We start from the raw sequence: 24,240 nt of genomic DNA, 5'->3' as shown, positions 1-24,240 counted from the left end.
GGCGGGGAGTTCCGCCATAGTTGGAGGGTTCCGTGCGCATTTCAGACTTAGCCGACGACGCCGATCTCAACATCCGACTCCGTGTTGCCGGCGGCGAGGGCCGCCTGGACCGGCCCATCACCTGGTGCGCCCCCACCGAACACATGGACCCCACGCCCTTCCTCAGCGTGAACGCCTTGGTGCTGACCAACGGCATGGGCCTGAACGTCAAGGACTTCCGGATCTGGGACGCCTATGTGGAACGGCTGGTTTCCGTCCCCGTCTCCGGACTGGCGTTCGGCTTGGGCGCGGCGCACAGCGAGCTGCCGGCCGGCCTGCTCTGTGCCTGCGAGGTGCACGGCCTGCCATTGCTGGAGCTCCCGCCGCAGGTGCCCTTTGTGCTGGTCATGCGGCACGTGGAGCGGGTTATTGCCGCCGAACGTTATGAGGAACTGCGGAAGGGCTGGGAACTGGCGGACCAATGCACCCGGTTGGCGGCCGACGGACATTCCTTGGCGGAGGTGCTGGCGAGGGTTGCGGACGCCATTAATGCGAGGGTGGCCGTGATCGACCAGAATGCCTTCGAACTCGTCTCGGCGGGCGCGGCTCACGGCGGGACCGCGCGGACCGCGCTGCGCCTGCCCAGCGGCGAATCCGAGCAGTTCAGGCTTGCCATCGAGGGGATCGGGAGCAACATTGTGCTGCAGCCCATTCTGGGCCCCGTGGCCGCCGTCATCGCTATGCAGCTTAGCTACACCCTCGGGTCCCATTCGCCCCTGCATTCCCGGGAAGCCGCACGCTTTATGGAAGCCCTCTATGAGGACCGCGGCGAGCCGTCCGTGCCGCTGCGCCGCTACGCCCTCGAATCCGGGTTCGATCCTGACACCGACTGGGGTGCGGTGCTCATCGGCACCTCAGAAGAGGTGGCCCCCGCAAAGTTGCGCGCCATCGCATGGCGCGCCCGGGTGGGGCTGCAGGCCGGGTTCGGCACGGTGAGGTTCATGGAAGAAGCAGGGCTCACGACTCTATTGCTGCAGCAGGGGCACGCGCAGGCCGACCTGCTGGATGCCGCCCGGGCGTTCTTTACGGACGTCCCGGAACTATCCGTTATCGTCTCGGAATCCGCGGGCCTCAGTGAACTGCCGCTCGCGCTTCAGCTCGCCCGCCGTCACTTGGGACAGCCCGGCGTGCACCAGGCGCCAACGGCCGATCTCGCCGGCATTGTGCAGGGATTGCCCAGCCCGGGGCTGGTGGCAATGTGCCAGCGGCTGCTGGCTCCCTTGGCCTCCGACGGCGGCAGTGCGCTGCGGGAGACCTTCGACGCGTACCTGCGCCACAGCGGGAACTCCGCGAAGATCTGCGACGAGCTCTTTATTCATCGGAATACGCTCAGCTACCGGCTGCGGAAAATCGAGGAGCTGCTGAAACTGGACCTGTCCGATGGCGAAGTCCGCGCCACATGCATGCTCGCCCTCGGGATTGTTGCGTCCGCCCGCTAAGGCGAATGTGCAGCTTGCACGAAAAGCAGTCTCAATCTTGGGAGAAATGCCAATGTGACACTGTGAGGCGGATCACTAATCTCAACTCATGGGCTCCTCAACTCGGGGGGGTCCCCACGGTTGGGCTATGGATTGACGGACGGTGCGGGCCGGCCCGTATGGCCTCCCGATTCCACCCACTGAGTCGACTGACTGGAGGACTCTCTTGCAGTGTCACACCGTGGTCCTGAAGGCGCTGCTTTCCCGCACGCACAGTACCGGCTTCAGTCTGACGGATTCGACCTCCCGGCCGTCCAGGACGCCCTTGAGGAGCTGTACCGCAGACCGCCCGATATCCAGCATGGGCGAGCGGACTGAAGAAAGCGGGATGGGCAGTTCCGCGGCGAGCGAGGTGTCATTGAAGCCAACCACCGCCACGTCGCGGCCGACCCCGAGGCCGTGGGACCGCAGGGCTCCCATGGCGCCAATGGCCGCGAAGTCGTTGACGGCGAACAGTGCAGTCGGGTGGGAGTTGCCGTGAGCCAGGATGGCCTCGGCCGCTTCCCGTCCTCCGCCGGTATCGAATCGGGACCACACAACAGCGTTAGGGGGGATCTTCCCGCCCAGCGCACGCCAGCGGTCCACGAAACCGGCCGTCCGGTCGACGGCCGTGCTGGCATAGGGCTCGCCGGCGATCACGGCGACGTCCCGGTGCCCCATGCCCCACAGGTGGTCGGCCACAAGCTCGCCGCCAAGGACGTCGTCGCAGGTGGCCGACGGGAAGCCCGGGACGCGGCGGTTCATGAGAACGAACGGCACCTTCCGGGCGGCCAGCTCCCGCAACAGGCCGCTGTCCAGATGTGCGTCGCCGATGATCAGCCCGTCCACGCGTCGGGCCAGCATGGAGTCCGTCTTGCGGCGCTGTTCCTCAGGGTCGTCGCGCGAGTTCATGACAAACGTGGAATAGCCGAGCTCCGCCGCGGCCTCGTCGATGCCCTCGTACATAATCGCCAGGACGAGGTCCGAAAGCCGGGGAACTATCACGCCCATGAGATGCGTACGCCGTGTCCGCAGGCCGGCGGCCTGCGGGTCGGGGGAGTAGCCGCGCTTCCGCGCCAGCTCGCGCACGCGTTCGGCGGTAGCTACGGAAGCTGCCCCCCGTGCCACCTCGGAGCCCGAGTGCAGGATCCTGGACACGGTCGAGGGGTGGATGCCGAGCTCGCTCGCGAGATCCTTCAGCGTGACTGTGCGGCCACCGGCCGTGCTCTCTTCCATTCATTCCCCTGCCTCAGCTCAAAAGGTCGTCATCACCAAGGGTGCCTGATGATGCGCGGATCTCTCGTCCAGGCTCCCTTGACGTGTCGCACCTCACATTCTATAGTCAATCGCATGGCCTACCCAATCGATTGGGTAGACGGAATCCCGGGAGCCGGCGGCGAAGTATTTTCCCCCCTGAAACTTCCGGGAGCATCTGCAGGAAACATGGCAGGGATAACTTTTAGCCAGCAACCCAATCGATTGGGTACGCATCAGGAAACAGATGCAGAACAGACGGAGTGGAAATGACAGTCACAGATTTGGTCGGCCCCCACGTGGTGCTGCTGGCCACGGGAGGAACCATTTCCTCCCGTGCGGCCGGGGACGGGGGAGCCGCCGTGGCGTCCGACACGGGGGAGCAGGTGTTCGCCAGCATGGGCGTGCCGGCGGCCCATCCGGTCCGCGTGGTCGACGTTTTCCGGAAAGGTTCGTACCTGCTGACGGTCGAGGACATGATCGCCATCTCTGCGACGATCCGGGAAGCCCTGGCCGACCCACAGGTGCTGGGCGTCGTGGTCACCCACGGGACGGACACGATGGAGGAAACCGCCTATCTCGTTGACCTCACCCACGATGATCCCCGCCCGGTCGTGTTCACCGGAGCGCAGCAGGCGGCCGACGCCGACTCTCCGGACGGACCCGGCAATCTGTCCCGCGCGATCGCCGTCGCCGGTTCGCCGCGGGCGCGGGGAACAGGCGTGGTGCTGGCTTTTGCCGGGACCATCTTCCCTGCGGCCGGCGTCCGCAAGCGCCACACAACCAGCCTCGATGCCTTCGCCAACCCGGACTTTGGAACCGTGGGATCGGTGTCCGACTCCGGCGAGGTCGAAATCCAGGCGGTACGGCCCGGCCTTTCCCCGTTGCCGCTGCCGGGCGCGGGCGCCGGTTCGCCGCGCGTGGACCTCGTTGCTGCCTACCCCGGAGCAGACGCCACCCTCCTGCGGGCCGCGCTCCAGGCTGGGGCGGCCGGGATCGTGCTTCAGGGGACGGGAACGGGCAACGCCAACCGTGTGCTGTGCCAGGAAGTCGCCGACGCCACCGCGGCCGGCGTCGTGGTGGTGACGAGCACCCGCGTGGAAGCCGGTGCCGTAGTGCCCCGGTACGGCGACGGCGGCGGCGAGGATCTGCGCGCTGCCGGGGCCATCCCCGCCGGGCTGCTCAGGCCATCCCAGTCGCTGGTCCTGCTGAGCCTTCTGCTCAGGCTCGGCACTCCCGCCGCCGGGATCGCGGAGACCTTCGCCCTGCGGGGCACGCTTCCTGACTAGTTCATCCCGCCCAAAGCCAGGCCTCACCAACAAACCACAGCCCAAAGACAAACCTCAACAAGAAGCCAAACCTCAACAAAAGCGCAGTGAAAGGTTGATCTCATGACTAAGGACATCCAAGTCGCGTTCGGCGTGGACGTGGACGCAGTTGCCGGAATGCTCGGCTCCTACGGGGGCGAGGACTCGCCCTGCGATATCTCCCGCGGCTTGTTCAGCGGCGAGGTCGGCGGCCCGCGCCTCATCCGGCTTTTCGAGAAGTACAGCCTGCCCGCCACCTGGTTCGTGCCGGGCCACTCGATCGAGACCTTCCCGGACCTGACGCGGATGATCGTCGACGCCGGGCACGAAATCGGCGTGCACGGGTACTCCCATGAAAACCCCATCGCCATGACCCGCGAGCAGGAGACGGCCATCCTGGACCGGTCAATCGAACTCATCGAGAAAGTCTCCGGCCGACGGCCCACGGGCTACGTTGCTCCCTGGTGGGAATTTTCCCCGGTCACCAACGAGATCCTGCTCGAACGCGGGATCAAATACGACCACTCCCTGATGCACAAGGACTTCGAGCCCTACTACGTCCGGGTCGGCGACAGCTGGAAGAAGATCGACTACACCAAGGCTGCCGAAACCTGGATGGAGCCGCTGGTCAGGGGCACGGAAACCGACCTCGTCGAGATCCCGGCCAACTGGTACCTGGACGACCTACCTCCCATGATGTTCATCAAGGCGGCCCCGAACTCCCACGGATTCGTCAGTCCCCGGGATATCGAACAAATGTGGCGCGACCAGTTCGACTGGGTGTACCGGGAAATGGATCAGGCCGTCTTCACTATGACCATCCATCCGGATGTCTCGGGCCGCCCCCAAGTGCTGCTCATGCTTGAGCGCCTCATCGAACACATCAATTCCCACGAAGGCGTCAGCTGGCTGAAGTTCGACCAGATAGCGGACTCCTTCCTCGCACGCAGTCCCCGAAAGGAAAACCAGTAATGACCATCCAGCAGCCCGCCGTCGATCTGACGCAACCCGGACCGGACGAAAAACGCCGCTTCCCGGTTTTCTCCAAGCACCACACAACCGTCGCCACCGTCTTGGCGCTCTGTGCCTGGACGGTCGCCGTATTCGACTTCGGACTTTTCGGCACCCTCCTGCCGGCCATGCAGCAGGAGTTCGGCTGGACCGCCACTGAAGCGTACGCAATCAACACCTGGATCGCCGTCGGCACCGCGATCGTCTGCTTCGGAATCGGCCCGGTCATTGACCGGCTCGGCCGCCGCAAGGGCATGATGACCACGATCGGCGGGACCGCCATTGTCTCGGGCCTGACGGCCCTGATTCCGACCGGGATCCCGTTCCTCAGCAACGGCCTGCTGGTGCTGGTCCGTTCCTTCGGCGGGCTCGGGTTCTCGGAGCAGGCCGTCAACGCCACCTACATGAACGAGGTCTACCAGGTCACCGAAGTCGCGGATAAGCGCAAGCGCCCCGGCTTCCACTACTCCTTCATCCAGGGTGGCTGGCCGCTGGGCTTCCTGCTTGCCAGCGCCCTCGCCCTCGTCTTCCTCCCGTCCCTCGGCTGGCGTGCCCTATACCTGATGGCGACCGTTCCGGCCGCGATCATCGTGTGGGTCATCGCCAAGAAACTGAAGGAGACGCCGCAGTTCGAACTGCACCACAAACTGACCCAACTCGAGAAGAGCGGCAAGACCGAGGAAGCCCATTCCCTGGCCCACGCCTTTGGCGTCGAGCACTCCTCCGCAGCCCCGCTCAAGCGCATCTGGGAGCCGCACCTGCGCCGGAATACGATCGTCCTGTCGCTGGCCTGGATCTTCAACTTCTTCGGCATCCTTATTTTCAGCATTCTCGGCAGTTCTGTTCTGAAGAACGCCAAGGGTGTGGAACTTTCTGACGCCTTCTGGATGCTGATCGTCATCAACGGGCTGGCGTACTTCGGCTATGTCTTCCATGGGTGGCTCGGTGACAAGATCGGCCGCAAGCGGACCATCATCGGAGGCTGGATTATCTCCGGCATCTCCTTCGCCATCATGCTCAGCCCCCTTGCCACGGACCCCTTCATGATCATCGTCACCTACGGCGCCGGACTGTTCTTCCTGGTCGGACCGTACGCCGCGATCCAGTACTTCATGGCGGAGTGCTACCCCGTCAGCTGCCGTGCCACCGGCACAGCCTTTATCGGCGCAATGAGCCAGCCCGGCACGATTCTCGGTGGTTTCCTGTTCACGCTAGCGGCCGCCAGCGTAGGAACCGGTGCTGCAGCCTTGTGGGTCGGCGCGGCCGGAACCCTTTTCTCCGGCCTGCTGATGATCGCCGCGAAGCCGCCGGTCGAAGCCCTGCTCGAGGACCACCCCCATGACGCCTGAGAACAGGGTCGCCGCGATCACCGGAGCGGCCAGCGGCATTGGACGGGCCCTCGCGGTCCACTACGCCCACCGCGGCGTGCATTCTGTCATCGGAACCTTTCCCGGCGACCCGCACGACCCGGAGGAAACCCTTCGCCTGGTGAAGGACGCCGGCGGCCAGGGGGTCATCCACGAAGTGGACGTCCGCAGTACCCCGTCAGTCGATGCCTTCGCCGACCGCGCCGTCGAGGAATACGGCCGCCTGGACTACGCGGTGGCCAACGCCGGAATCCTGCGCAACTCACCGCTGGAGGAAATGACCGATCAGCGCTGGCACGACATGCTCGACGTCGACCTCACCGGCGTGATGCGGACCCTGCGCGCCGGTTCCGCGAAGATGACCGACGGCGGAGCGCTGGTTGCCGTGTCCTCCATTGCCGGCGCAGTCTACGGGTGGGAGGAACATGCCCACTACGCAGCCGCCAAGGCCGGCGTGCTCGGGCTGATCCGCAGTGTGGCCGCTGAGTTGGGACCGCGCGGCATCCGCGCCAACGCCGTTATCCCCGGACTGATCGAAACCCCGCAGTCCCTGGATCCGGTGAACTCCCTCGGGCCCGCGGGCCTGCAGCGCGCCGGTCTGGAAATCCCCTGGGGCCGCGTCGGACGGCCCGAAGAGGTGGCCAGCGTGATCGGCTTCCTGACCTCCGATGACGCTGTCTACGTCACGGGCCAGTCCGTAATTGTCGACGGCGGCCTCACCATCAAGATGCGCGCCTGAAAAGCCCCGGAAGGACAAGCATGAACAACCCTGACGCCTCCCGCACTACGGAGGGCCGCGCTGTAGTGATCACGGGCGGAGCCAGCGGCATCGGCAAGGCCATCGCCGAGGCCTTCACCGCCAACGGCGACAGAGTCGCCGTTCTGGACCGGTCGGGCGCGGCGGGAAGCATCGCCGTCGACGTCTCAGACGAAGCGAGCGTGAAGGCGGCCTTTGCCGCCGCACGCTCCCAGCTCGGAAGCATCGACATTCTCGTGAACAGCGCCGGCCTGCTGACGGAATCGCCGCTGGAGGACATGACGCTTGCCATGTGGAACGAGACGATTGCCGTGGACCTGACCGGTGTCTTCCTCTGCTGCCGGGAGGTGGTGGGGGAGATGCGGCGGCGGAAGTGGGGCCGCATCATCAACATCGCCTCCCAGCTGGCCATCAAGGGCGGCACCGGGCTCAGCCACTACAGCGCCGCCAAAGCCGGAGTCGTGGGGCTGACCAAGGCCCTGGCCCTGGAAACCGCCGCCGACAACGTGCTGGTCAACAGCATCGCGCCGGGACCCATCGAAACGCCCCTGGTTGACGGCATCTCGGAGGAGTGGAAAGCCGCGAAGCGTGCCGGGCTGCCGCTGCTGCGCTTCGGACTGGCGGCCGAAGTGGCGCCGACGGCGCTGCTTCTGGCCAGCGATCCGGGCGGCAACCTGTATGTCGGGCAGACACTCGGGCCCAATTCCGGCGACGTCATGCCCTAGGAGGGACGCTCACATGTGCGGTGCCTGCGGACGAAGTGTGGTGAGCGATCCCGTCCTGGGCCCGACCAGGACGCTGCGGCAGCACCTGATCGTCGCACAAACGATCAACGAGGCCTGCCAATCCTGGCCGGGAGCCCCGAAAGTGGCCGCGACCAGCAGCGGCTGGCTGGTCGCGGGACCGAAGGGAGCCATACAAGCCGTGTCGACGGTGGAAGCGCTGTGGTCGACTGTCCTATGGGGCAGGCCGGGGCTGCAGCGGCAGGACCTGCGTGCCGCCGGGGACCTGGGAGCGGGTGAACCGGGCACGGGTGAACTGGGCACGGGGGCGCTGGGCGCCGGGGAACCGGACCCGGGGGAGTTGGCGCGCCGGGTGATGAACCTCGGCCACGAGATGGCACAGGATTCAGCTACGGAAACGGACACGTGACACGCCACAGGTCAGGCGCTAGGGGTATCCCCGTAGCGCCTGACCTTTTCCGCGGCGCCGGCCCGAATTCGTAGCGAAAACCTACAGAAACGGCCGGGCATTGAGAGTGTGTTCCGGCGGTCCCCGGCCGGCCCGGGCCCAGGTGGCTGGGTCAGCCTTCAACCATCAGGATGCAGGCGTAGCCGGGGGCCCGGCCGGGGAGTCGGAGTGCGGGCAGCGGATCTGCTCGCGGCCCTGTCGTGCGTTCTCGACGTCCGCGGCGCTTTCCAGGTCACCGCGGGCCCGCAGCCCGGCCACCACACCGTCAACATCGGCACCGGGCCGGTTCTGGCTGAGTTTGTGCTTCGCCTCAATCCTCGTGATGAGAAGCTCGACGCCGACGATCGCGCGCAGCTGGCCGGCAATGTAGCGCTCCGGGGCATCCTCGACAGTCCAGGGCTGCTCGGAGCCGGCCTCGTTGTGGTTGCTCAGCCGCCTCACATGGCTGGCGAGCCAGGCGGGATCGTCGTGGATGACCAGGGTGCCGTACACGTGGGCCGTGGAGTAGTTCCACGTGGGAACCACGCGTCCGTGCTCCGCCTTGGACGCGTACCACCGCGGCGAGATGTAGGCGTCCGCGCCCTGGATAATGGCGAGCGATTCGCCGAGGGCGGGTTCAGACCATTGGGGGTTGTTGCGGGCCAGATGCGCGTGCAGGGCACCGTGCTCACCGGCCGCGGGGTCGAAGACGAAGGGCAGCAGCGTGGCAAGCATGCCCTTCGCGGTGGCGGTGACCAGGTTGGCCGCGGACGGGCGCGTCAGCAGATGCCGGACTGCATCGGGGCCGGCGGCGAAATGTGCGGGGATGTACACGGAACTTCCATTCGGATTGCGGGTCGGTCTGGGGCTGGGCGGTTTCGGGGGCGGGGCAGGTGATCAGATCAGCCGGATTGTTTCACTGTCACGGTGTCCTTCGCGTTGTTCCTCGGGCTGTCCTGGGGGCTGGGGCTGTCCAGCACGTCCGCATTGCTTCCCGCCGCCCTCGCCGCACGTGGCCGGGAGCGGACGGCCAGGCCGGCGCAGAGGATGACCGCCGTGCCGCCGATGATGGTCGCCCAGGTCAAGTCTTCGCCCAGTATGAGCCCGGCCCAGCAGATGCTCAAGACCGGCTGGACGAGTTGGATCTGGCTGACCTGCGCCATGGGTCCGATGGCCAGGCCGCGGTACCAGGCGAAGAAGCCGAAAAACATGCTCACGACGCCCAGGTATGCGAAGGCCGCCCACTGCACGGGAGTAGCGGAGGGAGGCTGGCTGGCCATAGAAAAGGCCGCGATGCCGGCCATGAGCGGCGAGGACAGAACGAGGGCCCAGGAGACGGTCTGCCACGAGCCGAGTTCGCGGGCCAGCAGGCCGCCTTCGGCGTAGCCGATTGCCGCCGACAGGACGGCGCCGAACAGCAGCAGGTCGGCCAACTGCAGTTGCCCGATGCCGCCGGACTGCGCAGAGGCGAAACCAATCGCCGCCACTGCGCCCGCGCCGGTGATCATCCAGAAAGACCTGGGCGGCCGTTCGTGGCCGCGGATCACCGCCATCGTTGCGGTCGCCGCGGGGAGTAGCGCAATAACAACCGCGCCGTGGCTGGCGGGAACCGAGGTGAGGGCGAAGGAGGTCAGCAGCGGGAATCCGACCACCACGCCGCCGGCGACCACCGCAATACGCGCCCACTGGGCGCCCCGGGGCAGGCGCTGCCGGGTCAAAGTGAGGGCGAACGCGGCGAGAACGGTCGCAACAACAGCCCGGCCCGATCCGATGAACAACGGAGACAACCCCGCAACCGCCACCCGTGTGAACGGCAGTGTGAAGGAAAATGCGGCGACGCCGACGAACCCCCACCACAGTCCGGCTGCCGGCCGGGACGATAACGGTTGTTTGATTCCCTGAGTAGCGCTACTATTGTCTTTCATGTCTTACGATAGCACCACGCGGATGGCGGCGCGGCTCCGGGAATGGATTGCGGCCGCCGCGCCGGGCGCCCGGCTGCCTTCCACGCGTTCCCTGGTCGCCGAGTACCAGGCCAGCCCCGTGACCGTGCAAAAGGTGCTGCGGACCCTCTCCGCGCAGGGCCTGATCGAGAGCCGCCCCGGCGTCGGGACGTTCGTGCGGGCCGTTCGAACAGCGCGGCCGGCGGACTACGGCTGGCAGACGACGGCGCTGGGATCGCCCCGGGCGCCGCTCCGCCCTGTCTCCACTGCGATGCGCAGCGCCCCAAACGACGTTATCGCCTTCCATTCAGGCTATCCGGACCGGGAACTGCTGCCCGAGCGGCTGGTCAGGGCAGCCCTGACCCGGGCTGCCCGGGGTGAGGCTGCCCTGTCACGTCCGCCTGCCGCGGGCCTGCCCGACCTGCAATCCTGGTTCGCGCACGAGCTCCGGGGTGCTACCGGGGCCGGCGTTGCCCCGCCAACGCCGCGCGACGTGATCGTACTCCCGGGGAGCCAGGGCGGGCTCAGTTCCGTGTTCCGGGCGCTGGTCGGCCGTGGGCAGCCGCTGCTGGTGGAATCCCCGACATACTGGGGGGCGCTCCAGGCCGCGGCGCAGTCCGGTGTCCGGGTTGTTCCGGTACCCAGCGGTCCCGAAGGGCCGGACCCCGAGGACCTGGCCCGCGCCTTTGACGAGACCGGCGCGCGGCTGTTCTACGCGCAGCCGAACTATGCGAATCCCACCGGGGCGCAATGGCCCGCCCGCCTGCGCGAGCAGGTGCTCGACGTGGTGCGCGAACACGGTGCATTCCTGGTGGAGGATGACTGGGCCCATGACTTCGGCATCACCACGGATTCGGCGCCCGTCGCCAGCCTCGACGATTCCGGCCATGTCGTTTATCTCCGTTCGCTGACCAAGAGCGTGTCCCCGGCCATACGCATTGCCGCGGTGATTGCGCGCGGCCCGGCACGTGATCGCATCCTGGCCGACCGGGGCGCCGAGTCCATGTATGTCAGCGGCGTTCTCCAGGCGGCCGCCCTCGACGTCGTAACGCAGCCGGGATGGCAGACGCACCTGCGCGGACTGCGGCTGCAGCTCCAGTCCCGCCGTGATCTCATGCTCAGCAGCCTGCGGGAACTGGCCCCGCTGGCCCATGTGGAGCACGTGCCCACGGGCGGGCTCAACCTCTGGGCCCGCCTTCCCGACGGGACCGACGTCGACCAGTTCGTGGGGGACTGCGAGGCCGCGGGGGTCATCATCGCGGCCGGTACCGAGTGGTTCCCGGCCGAACCGGCCGGACCGTTCATCCGGCTGAACTTCGCCGGACCCAATCCGGGCGCTTTCCGGGAAGGCGCGCGGATCCTCGGCCAGGTGCTCGAGCGCACCGCCGGGCGGTAGTCGGCCGCCGCCGCGCTACGCCGGCGTGAGCAGCGCCTCAGGTGCCGCGAGCGTCACGAGGCCCTGCACGGAGCGGGCGAGCCCGGCGTTGAGCGTCACAAAGGCGTCTGCCTGAAGCCGGGCCAGGGCCACGTATTCGGCGTCGAGGGTGTCATCCCAGCCAAGTTCCTCGGCGAGGCTCCACGCAGTGCGTTGCAGGACGCGGTCGCCGAGGAGCCGGATGCGAAGGCCCCGGATGTAGTCGAGCTGACGATTGGCATCGGCCCGCGTCACGTCGCCGCGCCGGACTGACTGGTACAGGAGCGAGAGCACCTGCGAGCGGAGGAGCGTCGGCGCCACCAGCTGGTGACCGTCTGAAACCGCCGGCCTTTCGAGGGCAAGATGAAGGGCAACGTCCGGGCCAATCACGAATCGGGTCATGGTTACTGGATCCTTCCTGGATACAGCGGCGGTCATCCGGCCTCGCGGGGCGCGAACATGATGACGGCGACCCCGAACAGGCAGATCACCGAACCCAGGACGTCCCACCGGTCGGGCTGGAAGCCGTCGAAGATCATGCCCCAGGCCAGTGAGCCGGCCACGAACACGCCGCCGTACGCGGCGAGGATACGCCCGAAGTGTGCGTCCGGCTGCAATGTCGCGGCAAAGCCGTAGATGCCCAGCGCCACGACACCCAGCCCGGCCCACCACCAGGCCCGGCCCTCACGGACGGACTGCCAGACGAGCCAGGCCCCACCTATTTCGGCAACGGCGGCGAGGACGAACAACAGGATGGTTTTCGGGATAGTCACGCCCTCATGATGGCACCGGCTGGTTGCCTATCCGGGCCGGTGCGCGCCGACGCGCCCGCCCGGCCGTCATGCGGGGTCATCGCTTGCATCACCGGCCACCCGGGCCTATAACTTTAAGGTTCAAGTAAACTTGGCCGGAAAGGCTGTGCCGCTCGAAGCCGACTGGCTTGACGGCTCCGCCCCCGCCGACGTCAGTACCTGTTGCCCCATACCTGAGGACCCGAGATGACCCTTGCGCCAGAAACCCCTGCAACGCCGAAGGCCGCAGCACCTTCGGCCGCCGTGCGCAGCCGGGTCTTCGTGCCGCTGCGCTTCCCCGACGGGTTCGAAGCCGTTGCCGAAGTGCTGAGCTTCAGCGGGCTCACCGACGGCAAGGAGCACCTGCTGCTGGCCCTCGGCGAGTGGGAGGCTGCACTGCAGGGCGCGGCGCAAGGCGGTGCCGGACCGCTGGTGCGGCTGCACAGCGAGTGCCTTACCGGGGACGTATTCGGGAGCCAGAGGTGCGATTGTGGCCCGCAGCTGCGGGAGGCCGTGGAGCGGATTGCCGCCGAGGGAGGCTTCCTGCTCTACCTCCGCCAGGAAGGCCGTGGCATCGGCCTGTATTCGAAGCTTGACGCCTACGCACTGCAGGATGGCGGCCTGGACACCTACGCCGCGAATCTGGCCCTGGGCCACGGCGAAGACGAGCGGGATTACACGGCGGCGGCCCAGATGCTGGAGGCAATGGGTGCCGGCACGCTGCGGCTGCTCAGCAACAACCCGGACAAGGCAGCCCAGCTGACCGGCCTCGGCCTCGAAGTGTCCGGGCAGGTCGCCACCGGCGTCCATGCCTCGGCGGCCAATCTTCGGTACCTGGCCGCAAAACGCGACCATACCGGCCACACGCTCGTGCTCCCGTCCGACGCCGGACCCGTCGCCGGTGCGCCCGGCGCTGCCCCTGGCGGTGCCCCCGGCGGTGCCCCTGGCGACGTCGGGGCTGCGTCCCGGGCCGGGGCCCGGGCGGCGGCGGCCGTCCCGACCCATGACGACATGCTCGCCCGGGTCCAGGGGCTCGTGCCCGGCCTGCGCGAGCGGGCCGCGGAAACCGAGGAGCTCCGGCGCATTCCGGACGCCACCATGGAGGAGCTGCACGCGGCCGAAGTCTTCCACTTGCTCTCGCCGAAGGGGGTGGGCGGATTCGGCATGGGGCTGGAAACCTATGGGGAGGTGGTGCGCCGGCTTGCCCGGGGGTGCGCCTCCACGGCGTGGAGCGCCGGCCATCTGATCGAACATGTCTGGATGCTCGCGCGGTGGCCGCGGGAGGCGCAGGACGAGGTCTTCGCGAACGGGCCGGCTCCCTTGGCGGCCGCTACCGGGGCGCCGGCAGGAGTGGCCAGGAAAGTGCCCGGAGGCTACTGCATCTCGGGCCGGTGGACCTTTGCCTCCGGGGTCATGCATGCCCGGTGGGCGCTGCTCGCCGCGCAGCACGGCGACGTGCGCCTGCAGTGCCTGGTGCCGCTGGCCGACGTCGAGCTCCTCGACGTGTGGCAGACGGCCGGCCTGCGGGGTACCGGGAGCAACGACATTCGGGCGGGGGACGTGTTCGTCCCGGAGCATCGGAGTCTGGACTGGGAACTCCTGGGCGCGGAAACCAATCCGGGGAGCCTGCTCCACGCGGATCCGCTGATCCACACCCCCATGGGCGCGCTGCTGAACATGGTGGCCCCGGCCGCTGCCCTGGGGTCTGCCGAATACGCGCTCGACCTGTTCCGCGAGCTGATCATGGTCCGGAAGGTCAAGCACACCGTGGAGAACCGCCAGGCGGACTCCCCGCTCGCGCAAGTCCGGTATGCGCACGCCTTCGGGCTGGTGGCCACCGCGCGGCTGCACTGGCAGGAGGCGGTCCGGGTGGTCTCTGCCGCCCATGCGCGCGGGCCTTCGACCATGACGGAGCCGGACCGCGGGCAGTACCGGCTGTCCCTCGCCCTGAGCGGCGAGGCGTCGGCCGAGGCGGTTCGGGTGATCATGCTGGGATCCGGCGGGAGTGTGCACCGGCTGTCGCATCCGCTCCAGCGGATCCAGCGCGACGTCAATGTCCTGATGAACCATGCGGCGCTGACGAGGGATCCGGTTCTCGAGCAGGCGGGCCGGGGCCTCCTGGGTCTTGGGTTCAGTGTGCCCTCGTTCTAGCTGAAAGCTTGAAGCTTCAATCAAAATGGATTAGGATGATCCCATGACTCAGACCACTGACCGCCCCCCGGTTCTCTTCCTCAGCCATGGCGCACCGCCGCTGGCCGACGACTCCACGTGGACCCGCGAACTCCACGACTGGTCCGGCACCTTCGGCAAGCCCCGGGACATCCTCATGGTCTCCGCCCACTGGGAAAACGCCCCCGTGACGCTCAGTGCAACCGGGCGGGATCCGGGCCTGGTCTACGACTTCGGCGGCTTCCCGCAGAAGTACTACGAGGTGGCCTATGACGCCCCGCAGGCACCCGAGTTGGCTGCCGAAGTCGAGAAGCTCGTCGCCGGCCACGGCCACCACGTGGAGCGCGATGAAAGCCGCGGGCTGGACCACGGCGCCTACGTTCCGCTGAAGGAGATGTACCCCGACGCCGACGTGCCGGTCGTGCAGATGTCCATGCCGACGCTTGATCCGCAGGGGTTGTTCGACCTCGGAATGTCGCTGGGGCCCTTGCGGGAGCGGGGCACGCTGATTGTCGGATCGGGATTCACGACGCACAACCTGCGCTGGTTCAATCCCGCCGGGGGACCGGACTCCGCCCCTCCCGCGGCCTCCAGTGAATTCGACCACTGGGCGGAGGAGGCCATGGCCCGCGGCGATGTCGACTCCATCCTCGACTTCCTGAACAAGGCGCCCGCCGCCCGGGAAGCGCACCCCCGCAGTGAGCACTGGGCTCCGCTCTATGTTGCCCTCGGGGCTGCGTACGGCTCGGGAGACATCCAGGCCAGGACAGCAATCGACGGGTTCTGGTTCGGGTTGTCCAAACGGTCGTGGACCCTGACGTAGCAGTCGCACAACGTAACACGGGGAATGAACCGGACCAGGGTCCGGTTATGCCCGCCAGCGCCGGATCGCCGGCGAACCAGAACGTGACGTGGCTTGACCACTGATGAGGAGCGCAACATGACGATTGCAGTAACGGGTGCGACAGGACAGCTGGGCAGGCTCGTCCTCGATGAACTGCTCACCAGCCAGGAACCGGATTCGCTGGTGGCCATCGTGCGCGACGCCGCGAAAGCCGCGGAGCTGGTTGCACGTGGCGTCCAGGTGCGCGTCGCTGACTACTCCGATCCCGCGGCTCTCGAGGCTGCGCTCACGGGCGTTGACAGGCTCCTGCTGGTCTCCGGAAGCGAGGTGGGTTCCCGGGTGGCGCAGCACGGCAACGTCATCGACGCGGCCAGGGCCGCCGGCGTCGGGTTCATCGCCTACACATCCGTCCTGGCCGCGGACACCACCGAACTGATCCTGGCGCCCGAGCACAAGGCAACAGAGGAGCTCATCCGCGCGTCGGGACTCGACAACACCATCCTGCGCAACGGCTGGTACACCGAAAACTACGCCCAGACCGTGGCAACGGCCAAGCAGGCGGGCGCCGTCGTGGCCGCTGCCGGTGACGGCCGGGTGGCCAGCGCGACGCGGGCTGACTACGCCGCGGCGGCCGCGGCGGTGCTCAGCTCCACCGGGCACGAGGGCCGCACGTACGAACTCTCCGGCGACTACGCCTGGGACTTCAAGGAACTGGCGACGGCGATCACCCGGATCACGGGCCGGGAAGTTGTCTACCAGCCCGTCTCCGCCCCGGAACTGGTTGAGGTCCTGACCGCGGCCGGCCTCGACGCGGGCACCGCGGGATTCCTCGCCGCCCTGGACGCGGACACCGAGGCGGGCCTGCTGGCCACCGTCACTGGCGAGCTGTCCCGGCTGATCGGTCGGCCGACGACGCCGCTGTTGCAGGCTCTGACGTCGGCGGCCGCGAGCTAATCCGCACTGCCCAAGGAGGCAGCGAGACCGGGAGGCCGGGAGTGGGCATAATGAAGGCGTGGATTCCCGCTGCGCCCGCAGGGCATAGACACCCTGCGGGTGCGCGCCTCGACTGACAGGACCCATGGAAACTCCCGGTGATTTTCAGCAGGCCGGGGCCGGTGAATGGTCGGACGGCCCGCTGGTTCTCGGTGTGCCGTGGGAATTCGACGAGCGCCTGGTACGGGCCGCCGCCGGGCTCGCCGCGATCATGGGAGTGCACCTGATTTGCGCGTTCGTGGACCCGGCGAGCTACCTCACCGAGTGGGAGCCCGCCGGAGTCCTGGATGGCACCTCACTTGATCCTGCCCCGAATGTCGAAGCCGAATACCCGGCCTCACAGCTGCTCAGCTGCCTTGAGGGCATTCTCGGTCCTCCCGGCGGGGCATGGTCCTTCCGGGTGCTGAACGGCGAAGTTGCCCACGCCCTGGACCGGCTGGCGCAGAGCGCGGACGCGGCTGCGCTGATTGTCGGCGGGCAGCGGCCTGGGCGGATTGCCCAGATGGGCCGGCTCCTGGAGGGCTCGGTCAGCGTTTCCCTGACCCGTCTGCAGGGCAGGCCAGTACTGGTCATTCCGCACGCGGGTCAGTGACGCACGCGCCGGCCGTGCGTTCCGTCCACCGACGGCGGCCCAACAGCGGGCCAGCAGCGCGCCAACAAACCTGAGGCCGGCGGGGCGGGTTCATCCGTTCCGGGTGACGGCCCCGGGCCGCCGCGGCCATAGCGTTGGAGTACCGCCGGTGTGCGAGCGCCCGGGATGCGAAAGATTGCTGGAGCACAAGGGGCTGACGCTGACGGCGGAACTGCACGAGCCGTCAACGCCAGCGAATCGAAGTGAGTGATGGTAGACCCGAACAAGCCAGCAGCCGTCACGTCAGAGGCGCGGGCGCTCTTCGTCGGCAGCGCCGCCTTCCTCGTGCTGGGCGGCATCGCTTTTCTGCTGATCGGGCGGGAACCGGTCCCGTTGTCCGGACGGGGTTCAGTCGGTGACATTGCCTCGATCGGCACGGCAGTGCTTGGCGCCGGGGCGGTGGTGGCCGGTTGCCTGCAACGTCGTCCGGCTGTGGCACCGGAGGCCCGCGGGGGAGGCCGGATCCGCACGTCCATCGATATCGCCGCACTCGCGCTGGCGCACGCCTGCATCTTCCTGCTCGGCTGGCTGGCGCTCTTTTCGCTGTTCCAGCAGGCGTTCATCGGTGCGGTCGTCTACCCGTTCGCGGCCGCTGTCCTGGTCGGGACCACGGGAGCCATCAGCGCCTATATCGCCTACCTGTCCGCGCTTAGCATGACCGCCTACCGGCTCGCGGCCCTCCTCGCCGGCTTCCTGGTCACCGGCCTGCTCACGAGCATGCTCACCGCACAGGATCCACTGTGGTGGCAGGAGAACCTCAGTGCCCTCGGCATGAGCTCCGACGTCTCCGGAGTGGCGTTCAACTTCACCCTGATCGTCGCCGGCGTGGTCATCTCCACGCTGGCGGGATATGCGACGGCGACCCTCGCGGCGACCGCGAAGTCCCCGTCCGCGCTGCATCGGGTGAGGCTGCTCGAAGGCGGGATCGCCCTGATCGGCGTCTTCCTCGCCTGCGTGGGATTGTTCCCCGTCGATGAGCGCTTCGGGCTCCACACCCTGGTCGCGTCCGGCATGGTGGTGGTCTTCGCGTCCCTTATTGTCCGCATCCGCACGCTGGTTCCGTCCGTCTCGGCCACCTTCGCTGCGCTTGGGTGGCTATTCCTGGCGGTCATCGTCGTCGCCGCGGTGCTGTGGTTCCCGGTGGGCTACTACAACCTGACCGCGGTGGAGCTGATCGCCGCGTCGCTGATCTTCGCCTGGCTCATCATCCTGATCCGTAACCTCGCAGCCGTCAATGCCGACCAGCTTGAGGCGAACCTGCCTGCCCGGCCGCCGCCATCGCCGGCTGAGCCTGCGAACCGGCCAGTTTCCGCAACAGACAGCGCGGTGCCCGACCAGTAATTGCCGCAGGGGCCTGCCGACGACGGAAGTGCCGACGCCGGGGGTGCCGTCGGGAAGGGCCGCTCCTAGGCTCGCCTAGGAGTGCGTCGGTTCTTCGACCAGCGCGGTGGCGATGCTGTCGGCGTCCTCGAGCGCGGACAGGAAGCGTTCGGCGTCCAGGGCCGCGGCGCAGCCGGTGCCGGCGGCGGTGATGGCCTGGCGGTAGCGGTGGTCCACGGCGTCGCCGCAGGCGAAGACGCCAGTCAGGTTGGTGACCGTCGTAGGGGACTCGACCTGGATGTAGCCGTCGGCATCGAGGTCTATCTGGCCGGCCAAAAGCTCGGTCCGGGGCACGTGCCCGATCGCGACGAAGATGCCCGTGGCGGCCTGCTGCCGGGTGTCGCCGGTGCGGGTGTCGGTCAGGGTCACTCCGGTGACCTTGCCGTTGCCGTGGATCGCGGTGACGGCGGAGTTCCAGGCGAACCTGATCTTGGGGTTGTCCTTGGCCCGCTGGGCCATGATCCGGGAGGCGCGCAGTTCGCCCTTGCGGACCACCACGGTCACCGATTTGCCGAAGCGGGTCAGGAACGTGGCCTCCTCCATCGCCGAGTCGCCGCCGCCGACCACGATGATGTCCTGGTCGCGGAAGAAGAATCCGTCGCAAGTGGCGCACCAGGACAGTCCGTGGCCGCTGAACTTCTTCTCCTCCGGCAGGCCCAGTTCCTTATACGCCGAGCCCGTGGCGAGGATGACGGCGGGCGCTTCATGTCTCGCCCCGGCGGCGGTGACCACACGCTTCAGGTGCCCGGCGAGCCGCACCTCGGTGACGTCGTCGAACACCACCTGCGCGCCAAACTTTTCGGCCTGCTGCTGCAGCCCGTCCATCAGTTCGGGGCCCTGGATGCCGCCCGGGAAACCGGGGAAGTTTTCCACCTCGGTGGTGTTCATCAGAGCGCCCCCGGCAGTGACCGCACCGGCGATGACGAGCGGCTTGAGCCCGGCCCGGGCGGCGTAGATCGCCGCGGTGTACCCCGCGGGACCGGACCCGATGATGATCAGCTTCTCGGTTGTCGTGATTGCGGCGCTCACGGTCGGGCTCCTTCGGTGACGGTTGCCGGCATGTGCTGATCATCCCGCCCGGGGGGGCGCTTATCAACGCCCCCGGGGTTGATCCGGAGTTCAGACACCCGGGAACGCTGCGCGGGAGCTGCCCGGGCAGCTAGGCGGAGGCCAGCGTCTGAGTCAGGATGGTGCCGCCAACCCCGACCAGGACCGCGCCTGAACCCCCGACAACGATCCGGCCGGTCCGGGGCCGGGCGAGGACTCCGGTCACTTTCTTGAGCGCGCTGAGCAGCAGCACGTACCAGGCCAACGCGATCAGCAGGAAGATGCCCGCCATCAATGCGTGCTGGGCGAGGGGCGGCAACGGGGCGACAGTGAACTGCGGGAACAGCGACAAGTAGAAGACGGCGACTTTCGGGTTGAGCAAGTTGCTCACCATTCCTTGCACGAAAGGCGAGCTCCCGCCGCGTTGGCGTTCTGCTGCCGGTGCCGGGGGTTGGCTGGGTTTGGGTGTTCTGGCGAACGCCTCAGCGAAGGCGCGCAGGCCCAGGTAGAGCAGGTAGGCGGCCCCGGCAATTCTGATCCCGGTCCCGACGACTTCCGAGGCCCCCAGCAGCGCCGTGACACCGAGCACCGCCAGCACGGCAAGGATCGTGTTGCCAACCATGATGCCGGCGGCGGCTGTGGTTGCCGCCCGTGTGCCGCGGGGCGCATTCCTGAGGACAAGTGCAAAGTCAGGTCCGGGCACCACCACTACGACCAGGCAGGTCAGCACGAAGGCTGCCAGTTGTTCCAGCATCGGGGATTTCCTCCGGGCGTCAGTCTGTGGCGGTGGGTGGTGAATTTCTGTCCGGGAACGAAACCCGGGCAGCCTTCTACGTTAGGCCAATACGGGCACACTGGAGCGCAGCCCCGCTCGTCGCCGGCGGAAGGGGGCAGCAACCTCACCCGCTGGGCATGATTCGGTCTCGAGGCCGGACAGCTAGCTTTGCATCAGCATCGCATTGCGGTGGGCGCTGATGGGATGTGCCTGCAGGACCATGCTCATGCGTGAACTGCCCGGTCTGCTCCAGAGGAGGCAACATGTCCGGTTGTGTGGTGGACCCGAGCGAGCCAACGAGTGTGGGAGGCGGACCGCGATGAACCCTCCGAAGGACGCCGGGACCCCGCCGGTGGAGTTCAACCAAAGGCTGGCGCTGCTGCTGGCCATGGCGATGTTCGTGCTGGTTGTCGACACGTCGATCATGAACGTCTCGATCTCCGCCGTGGTGGACGACATAGGCGCGACCGTCAGCGGCCTCCAGTCGACAATCGCCCTCGAGGCGCTGGTATCCGCGGCCTTTATCCTGATCGGCGGCAAGATCGGCGACCTGATCGGGCGCAAGCGCGCCTACGTCATTGGGCTTTCCTGCTACGCCGTCGGCGCCGTGGCGATGACGCTCGCCCAGACTCTCCTCCCGGTGATCATCTGCTGGGCCCTGATCGGCGGCCTTGGCGCCTCGCTGCTCCTTCCCGCCATGCAGTCGCTCATCCACGGAAATTTCGAGGGAGATGCCCAGCACCGGGTCTACGCCCTGGTCGGCGCGTCGGCCGCGATCGCCGCCGCCGTCGGGCCTCTGCTCGGGGGCTTCCTCACCACGTTCCTGTCCTGGCGCGTCGCCTTCCTGCTCGAGGCCCTCATCATCGCGGTCGTCCTGTCCGGAATCAAGCTCGTCAAAGACGTGCCGTACACCGGGCCCCGGGAACTGGATATCTTCGGATCACTTCTGTCCATCGTCGGCATGGGCGGCGTCGTGCTCGGAATCCTGGTCTGGCAGGAAGGCGGCGAGGCAGTGGGCGCACTCCTGGCCGTGGGTGCCGTCGGACTGGGCGGCCTGGTCTACTGGCTCCTTCAGCGCAAACGCCGCAACAAGCCGACGCTGCTGGACCCGGACCTGTTCCAAGCAAAAGCCTTCCGCTTTGGTGCCACGGGACAAATGCTCCAGCAGATCGCACTGGGCGGCACCATGATCGTGCTGCCCATCTACCTTCAGATGGTGCTCGGATACAACGCGATGCAGTCAGGTCTGTCCATCGCCCCGCTCTCGCTGACCATGTTCGCTGTCGCCATGATCGTCGGGAAGAGGTCCGGGAGGCGGCGCCCGGCCAGCCTCATACGTTGGGGCTTTCTGTTTCTGATCGCGGGTTTGCTGGTGCTGGTCCCAATCGTGCCGCGAGCTGACTCCGGCTGGTGGCTGCTGATCCCGCTGATCATTTCAGGCTTTGGCCTGGGCCTGCTGGTATCCCAGCTCAACAACTACACCTTGTCCCCGATTTCGGACGAGCGGGTCAGCGAGGCCGCCAGCGTGAACTCGGCCGCGGGATCGTTCGGCTTGTCCTTCGGACTTGCGTTCGCCGGCGGCATCATGCTGGCATCGCTCTCGACCATCTTCATCGGCTTGTCCGATGCCAGCACGGTCCTCCCGCCCGACGACAAGCAGCAGGTCGCGACGGTACTGGAAGACGACGCCCAGGTGATGAGCGACGCGCAACTCCAGGAACAGATCGCCGGCCAGCCGGAGGACATCCAGAACGAAATCATCCGCATCAACACGGAGGCACGGCCCTTGGCCCTCCAGATTGCACTGTTCGTCCCGATCCTTGCCGGCCTTGCCGGGCTGGGTACTTCGTTCCGCATGATTCGGATCCCTGACCCCAAGCCCGCCGGCACCGGCGAGGGGAGCGTCCTGGGCTGAAGTCCACAGCGGCGAGCGTCCAGGTGCACCCCTGACAGCGAAGTTCCCCGGGATCCGTGAGGCGCGTGGTTTCGGGGTAGTCCGATCAGAGCTGGAGAAGGCTGTAGCCCACGAGGAAGATCCCAATCGTCAGCGTCGCGATCGCTGCGATCCTGCGGCCATTGCGCTGCAGCCAGTTGAACAGGGCGGTCAAAGGCACTTGGGCCCGTTCGGGGGAGCGCAGCCACACAGCGACCGGAATGATGACGGCTGACTGGACCACGGCGGCGTAGGCGAGGACAAGCAGGCTGCTTGGCAGCGGCGGCAGTTCCTGGACACCGATCACGGCACCGGCGGTGACGGCCAGCAGGAGTGCCTTCGGGCGAAGGTTAAAGCCCAGGCCCAGGACGACGAATTCCCAGGGCCGGGCCGAGCGGAACCGCGACTTCATCTTGCCAAGCATGGCGTTGTCCCGGCCGCCCTTGCTCACGAGGAGGTACACGGCGTACGCAACCAGAAGCGCACCGATCACAATGGCAAACTGTGCCACCCATTCGTCCTTACGCAGGCGCGGCGGCTTGACGGGCAGGAATTGCAGGCCGACCGCCGCCAGGCCCACGACCACGATCGAACCCGCGAGGCTGCCGATCAGGAAGGGAAGGGCGCCGCGGCGCGGACTTGGCGAGAGCAGAATCATGATCGTCACGCTGACAGGCACTGTGCTGAGAGCCCCGGCCAGGGCGAAGAGAGCCAGGCTGCTGAGAGTGCTCAGCATGCTCCCCTCACCTTCCCCCGGCAGCACCCCGACGGCATGTCATGCCTTCGGCCCGCTTCCGGTGTCCGGGCGGCCCGTCTTCAGTCGTCCGCGGCGTGCCCGGATCGCCTTGTCTTCTTCCTTGATGAGCAGTTCGAGGTCCTTATTGTCGCCCGTTAACGGCCGCCACCATGAAAGTGTCGGGTCGGAATCGAGCAGGATGGTTCGGAACAAGAGCGTCAGGGGGACGGCGAGGACGGCGCCGACAGGACCCAGGACCACTGCCCAGAAGAGGACGGAGAAGAAGGTCAACGTCTCACTCAGCGACACCGCGTTGCCCACATATTTCGGCTGGATGATCGACTGGATGATGCTGTTGATTCCGCCATAGATGATGATGACTGCCACGACGGTCGGCCAGCCCCCGGTGAGGTAGCCGAAGAACAACGGCGGGATGATGGCGATGAAATACCCGATGTTGGGGATGAAGCTGCAGATGAAAGACAGCAGCCCCCAGAGCAGGGCGCCGGGGATCTGCAGGATGACCAGAACCAGCCAGTTGAACAACCCCTGCGCGATTCCGAGGACCGTGGTGGCGACCATGTAGCGGCGCACACCGGTTCCGAAGCCGTTGAGCGCTGAAACCAGTGCCGGCCGGTGATAGTTCAGATGAATCAAGAGCGCCGGCACGCGCGAGCCGTCAATCGCCATAAGAATGAGCATCGTCAGGATTATCACGAGGCTGGTCACCAGGCTTGCGACGTTTCCCAGGAGGCCGCCGAGGAACCCGACGATGCGGCCCGGCGTAAACCCGTTCAGGACTGCCTGGGTTTGCTCCGGGCCAAATCCTACAGATTCCAGCATCGCGGAGATCCTTGCGCCGAACTCGGCCATTTGGGGGGCGTATTGCGGCAGCAGCGCGGAGAACTGGGCGAGTGAGGCAATCAGGACTGCGGCGAAGGCGGTCAGCAATCCGAAGACAGCCGCGATGGTGGTCCCGGTGGCGATGCCCCGGGAAATTCCCCGTGCCTGCATCCAGCGGCGCAGCGGGTGGACACAAAGCGTCAGCACGAAGGCAAAAAAGACGGGGGTGACTATTCCCTGGATCGCGCCGAGGCCGAACGCTGCAATCGTCGCGCTGGCCAGGGCGAGCAGGATTATTACGGTGCGGGGGAGGGCCGAACGTGGATTGGATTCCGATGGTTCCGGCTCCATGAGCCCTCCTTGGTTCAGCCTAGCCATA

23 protein-coding genes are annotated in these 24,240 nt (G+C 67.2%); 14 read left to right on the top strand and 9 right to left on the bottom strand.

Going from position 1 to position 24,240, the window contains the following annotated elements; genetic code table 11:
• The first annotated feature begins 32 nt into the window (after nucleotides 1-32).
• Nucleotides 33-1,478 (top strand): PucR family transcriptional regulator, encoded by a 1,446-nt coding sequence (locus tag AC1DRO_RS02940; protein WP_476949741.1) that lies wholly within the window; start codon nucleotides 33-35, stop codon nucleotides 1,476-1,478.
• 213 nt (nucleotides 1,479-1,691) lie between these two features.
• On the opposite strand, the gene AC1DRO_RS02935 is transcribed toward AC1DRO_RS02940, so the two are convergent.
• Entirely contained in the window at nucleotides 1,692-2,732 is a 1,041-nt protein-coding gene (locus tag AC1DRO_RS02935; RefSeq protein WP_476949740.1) for a LacI family DNA-binding transcriptional regulator, read from the bottom strand.
• A gap of 287 nt (nucleotides 2,733-3,019) precedes the next feature.
• Here AC1DRO_RS02935 and AC1DRO_RS02930 point away from each other — a divergent pair, with 287 nt between their 5' ends.
• The 6 genes from AC1DRO_RS02930 (at nucleotide 3,020) to AC1DRO_RS02905 (ending at nucleotide 8,344) form a co-directional block, all read left to right on the top strand.
• Nucleotides 3,020-4,039 carry an asparaginase gene (locus tag AC1DRO_RS02930; RefSeq protein ID WP_476949739.1) on the top strand — a complete coding sequence of 340 codons (1,020 nt, stop codon included), beginning with the start codon at nucleotides 3,020-3,022 and terminating at the stop codon, nucleotides 4,037-4,039.
• Between the two features lie 102 nt (nucleotides 4,040-4,141).
• Nucleotides 4,142-5,029: a polysaccharide deacetylase family protein gene (locus AC1DRO_RS02925; protein ID WP_277523964.1), complete on the top strand. Its 888-nt coding sequence runs from the start codon at nucleotides 4,142-4,144 to the stop codon at nucleotides 5,027-5,029.
• Nucleotides 5,029-6,417 (top strand): MFS transporter, encoded by a 1,389-nt coding sequence (locus AC1DRO_RS02920; protein WP_243177850.1) that lies wholly within the window; start codon nucleotides 5,029-5,031, stop codon nucleotides 6,415-6,417. Before AC1DRO_RS02925 ends, AC1DRO_RS02920 begins: the two co-directional genes overlap by 1 nt.
• Nucleotides 6,407-7,174, top strand: a complete 768-nt coding sequence (locus tag AC1DRO_RS02915; protein ID WP_476949738.1) for an SDR family NAD(P)-dependent oxidoreductase — start codon at nucleotides 6,407-6,409, stop codon at nucleotides 7,172-7,174. The genes AC1DRO_RS02920 and AC1DRO_RS02915 overlap by 11 nt, the downstream gene beginning before the upstream one ends.
• Nucleotides 7,175-7,194: 20 nt before the next feature.
• Entirely contained in the window at nucleotides 7,195-7,917 is a 723-nt protein-coding gene (locus AC1DRO_RS02910) for an SDR family NAD(P)-dependent oxidoreductase (RefSeq protein ID WP_476949737.1), read from the top strand.
• A gap of 40 nt (nucleotides 7,918-7,957) precedes the next feature.
• Entirely contained in the window at nucleotides 7,958-8,344 is a 387-nt protein-coding gene (locus tag AC1DRO_RS02905; protein WP_476949736.1) for a hypothetical protein, read from the top strand.
• 165 nt (nucleotides 8,345-8,509) lie between these two features.
• On the opposite strand, the gene AC1DRO_RS02900 is transcribed toward AC1DRO_RS02905, so the two are convergent.
• Entirely contained in the window at nucleotides 8,510-9,196 is a 687-nt protein-coding gene (locus AC1DRO_RS02900) for an FMN-binding negative transcriptional regulator (RefSeq protein WP_476949735.1), read from the bottom strand.
• A gap of 68 nt (nucleotides 9,197-9,264) precedes the next feature.
• Nucleotides 9,265-10,287, bottom strand: coding sequence for a DMT family transporter (locus AC1DRO_RS02895; RefSeq protein WP_476949734.1), 1,023 nt, complete (start codon nucleotides 10,285-10,287; stop codon nucleotides 9,265-9,267).
• Here AC1DRO_RS02895 and AC1DRO_RS02890 point away from each other — a divergent pair.
• Nucleotides 10,286-11,701 carry an aminotransferase-like domain-containing protein gene (locus AC1DRO_RS02890; RefSeq protein WP_476949733.1) on the top strand — a complete coding sequence of 472 codons (1,416 nt, stop codon included), beginning with the start codon at nucleotides 10,286-10,288 and terminating at the stop codon, nucleotides 11,699-11,701. The genes AC1DRO_RS02895 and AC1DRO_RS02890 overlap by 2 nt on opposite strands.
• A 15-nt stretch (nucleotides 11,702-11,716) precedes the next feature.
• Here the strand turns inward: AC1DRO_RS02890 and AC1DRO_RS02885 are convergent, their stop codons facing one another.
• Both AC1DRO_RS02885 and AC1DRO_RS02880 read right to left on the bottom strand, forming a co-directional pair.
• Nucleotides 11,717-12,121 (bottom strand): type II toxin-antitoxin system VapC family toxin, encoded by a 405-nt coding sequence (locus AC1DRO_RS02885; protein WP_476949732.1) that lies wholly within the window; start codon nucleotides 12,119-12,121, stop codon nucleotides 11,717-11,719.
• 32 nt (nucleotides 12,122-12,153) lie between these two features.
• Nucleotides 12,154-12,492 (bottom strand): YnfA family protein, encoded by a 339-nt coding sequence (locus tag AC1DRO_RS02880; protein WP_476949731.1) that lies wholly within the window; start codon nucleotides 12,490-12,492, stop codon nucleotides 12,154-12,156.
• A 225-nt stretch (nucleotides 12,493-12,717) separates the two neighbouring features.
• Between AC1DRO_RS02880 and ribA the strand changes: the two genes are divergently transcribed.
• The 5 genes from ribA (at nucleotide 12,718) to AC1DRO_RS02855 (ending at nucleotide 18,488) form a co-directional block, all read left to right on the top strand.
• Nucleotides 12,718-14,661: a GTP cyclohydrolase II RibA gene (gene ribA, locus AC1DRO_RS02875; protein ID WP_476949730.1), complete on the top strand. Its 1,944-nt coding sequence runs from the start codon at nucleotides 12,718-12,720 to the stop codon at nucleotides 14,659-14,661.
• 43 nt (nucleotides 14,662-14,704) lie between these two features.
• Nucleotides 14,705-15,502, top strand: a complete 798-nt coding sequence (locus tag AC1DRO_RS02870) for a dioxygenase family protein (RefSeq protein WP_028276744.1) — start codon at nucleotides 14,705-14,707, stop codon at nucleotides 15,500-15,502.
• A 117-nt stretch (nucleotides 15,503-15,619) separates the two neighbouring features.
• Nucleotides 15,620-16,477 (top strand): SDR family oxidoreductase, encoded by an 858-nt coding sequence (locus AC1DRO_RS02865; RefSeq protein WP_476949729.1) that lies wholly within the window; start codon nucleotides 15,620-15,622, stop codon nucleotides 16,475-16,477.
• 124 nt (nucleotides 16,478-16,601) lie between these two features.
• Complete coding sequence (locus tag AC1DRO_RS02860; protein WP_476949728.1) at nucleotides 16,602-17,108, top strand: universal stress protein; 507 nt, start codon at nucleotides 16,602-16,604, stop codon at nucleotides 17,106-17,108.
• A gap of 246 nt (nucleotides 17,109-17,354) precedes the next feature.
• Nucleotides 17,355-18,488 (top strand): hypothetical protein, encoded by a 1,134-nt coding sequence (locus tag AC1DRO_RS02855; RefSeq protein ID WP_476949727.1) that lies wholly within the window; start codon nucleotides 17,355-17,357, stop codon nucleotides 18,486-18,488.
• Between the two features lie 75 nt (nucleotides 18,489-18,563).
• Here the strand turns inward: AC1DRO_RS02855 and trxB are convergent, their stop codons facing one another.
• Together trxB and AC1DRO_RS02845 are read right to left on the bottom strand one after the other, a co-directional pair.
• A complete protein-coding gene (gene trxB / locus AC1DRO_RS02850) occupies nucleotides 18,564-19,556 on the bottom strand; it encodes a thioredoxin-disulfide reductase (RefSeq protein ID WP_476949726.1) in 993 nt (330 codons plus the stop codon).
• Nucleotides 19,557-19,686: 130 nt separating this feature from the next.
• Nucleotides 19,687-20,328, bottom strand: a complete 642-nt coding sequence (locus AC1DRO_RS02845; RefSeq protein ID WP_043436044.1) for a LysE family translocator — start codon at nucleotides 20,326-20,328, stop codon at nucleotides 19,687-19,689.
• A 340-nt stretch (nucleotides 20,329-20,668) separates the two neighbouring features.
• Here AC1DRO_RS02845 and AC1DRO_RS02840 point away from each other — a divergent pair, with 340 nt between their 5' ends.
• On the top strand, nucleotides 20,669-22,264 hold the full coding sequence (locus AC1DRO_RS02840) for an MFS transporter (protein ID WP_476949725.1): 1,596 nt from the start codon (nucleotides 20,669-20,671) through the stop codon (nucleotides 22,262-22,264).
• A gap of 85 nt (nucleotides 22,265-22,349) precedes the next feature.
• On the opposite strand, the gene AC1DRO_RS02835 is transcribed toward AC1DRO_RS02840, so the two are convergent.
• The gene (locus AC1DRO_RS02835) at nucleotides 22,350-23,018 is read right to left on the bottom strand and encodes a GAP family protein (RefSeq protein ID WP_243177835.1); all 669 of its coding nucleotides are present in this window, start codon (nucleotides 23,016-23,018) and stop codon (nucleotides 22,350-22,352) included.
• A gap of 39 nt (nucleotides 23,019-23,057) precedes the next feature.
• Entirely contained in the window at nucleotides 23,058-24,212 is a 1,155-nt protein-coding gene (locus AC1DRO_RS02830) for an AI-2E family transporter (protein ID WP_476949724.1), read from the bottom strand.
• Nucleotides 24,213-24,240 lie beyond the last annotated feature (28 nt).

This window comes from Arthrobacter sp. P4_F11 (genome assembly GCF_056401395.1).
The sequence above is the reverse complement of the archived record's forward strand: the minus strand, read 5'-3'. Positions and strand labels throughout refer to the sequence as shown.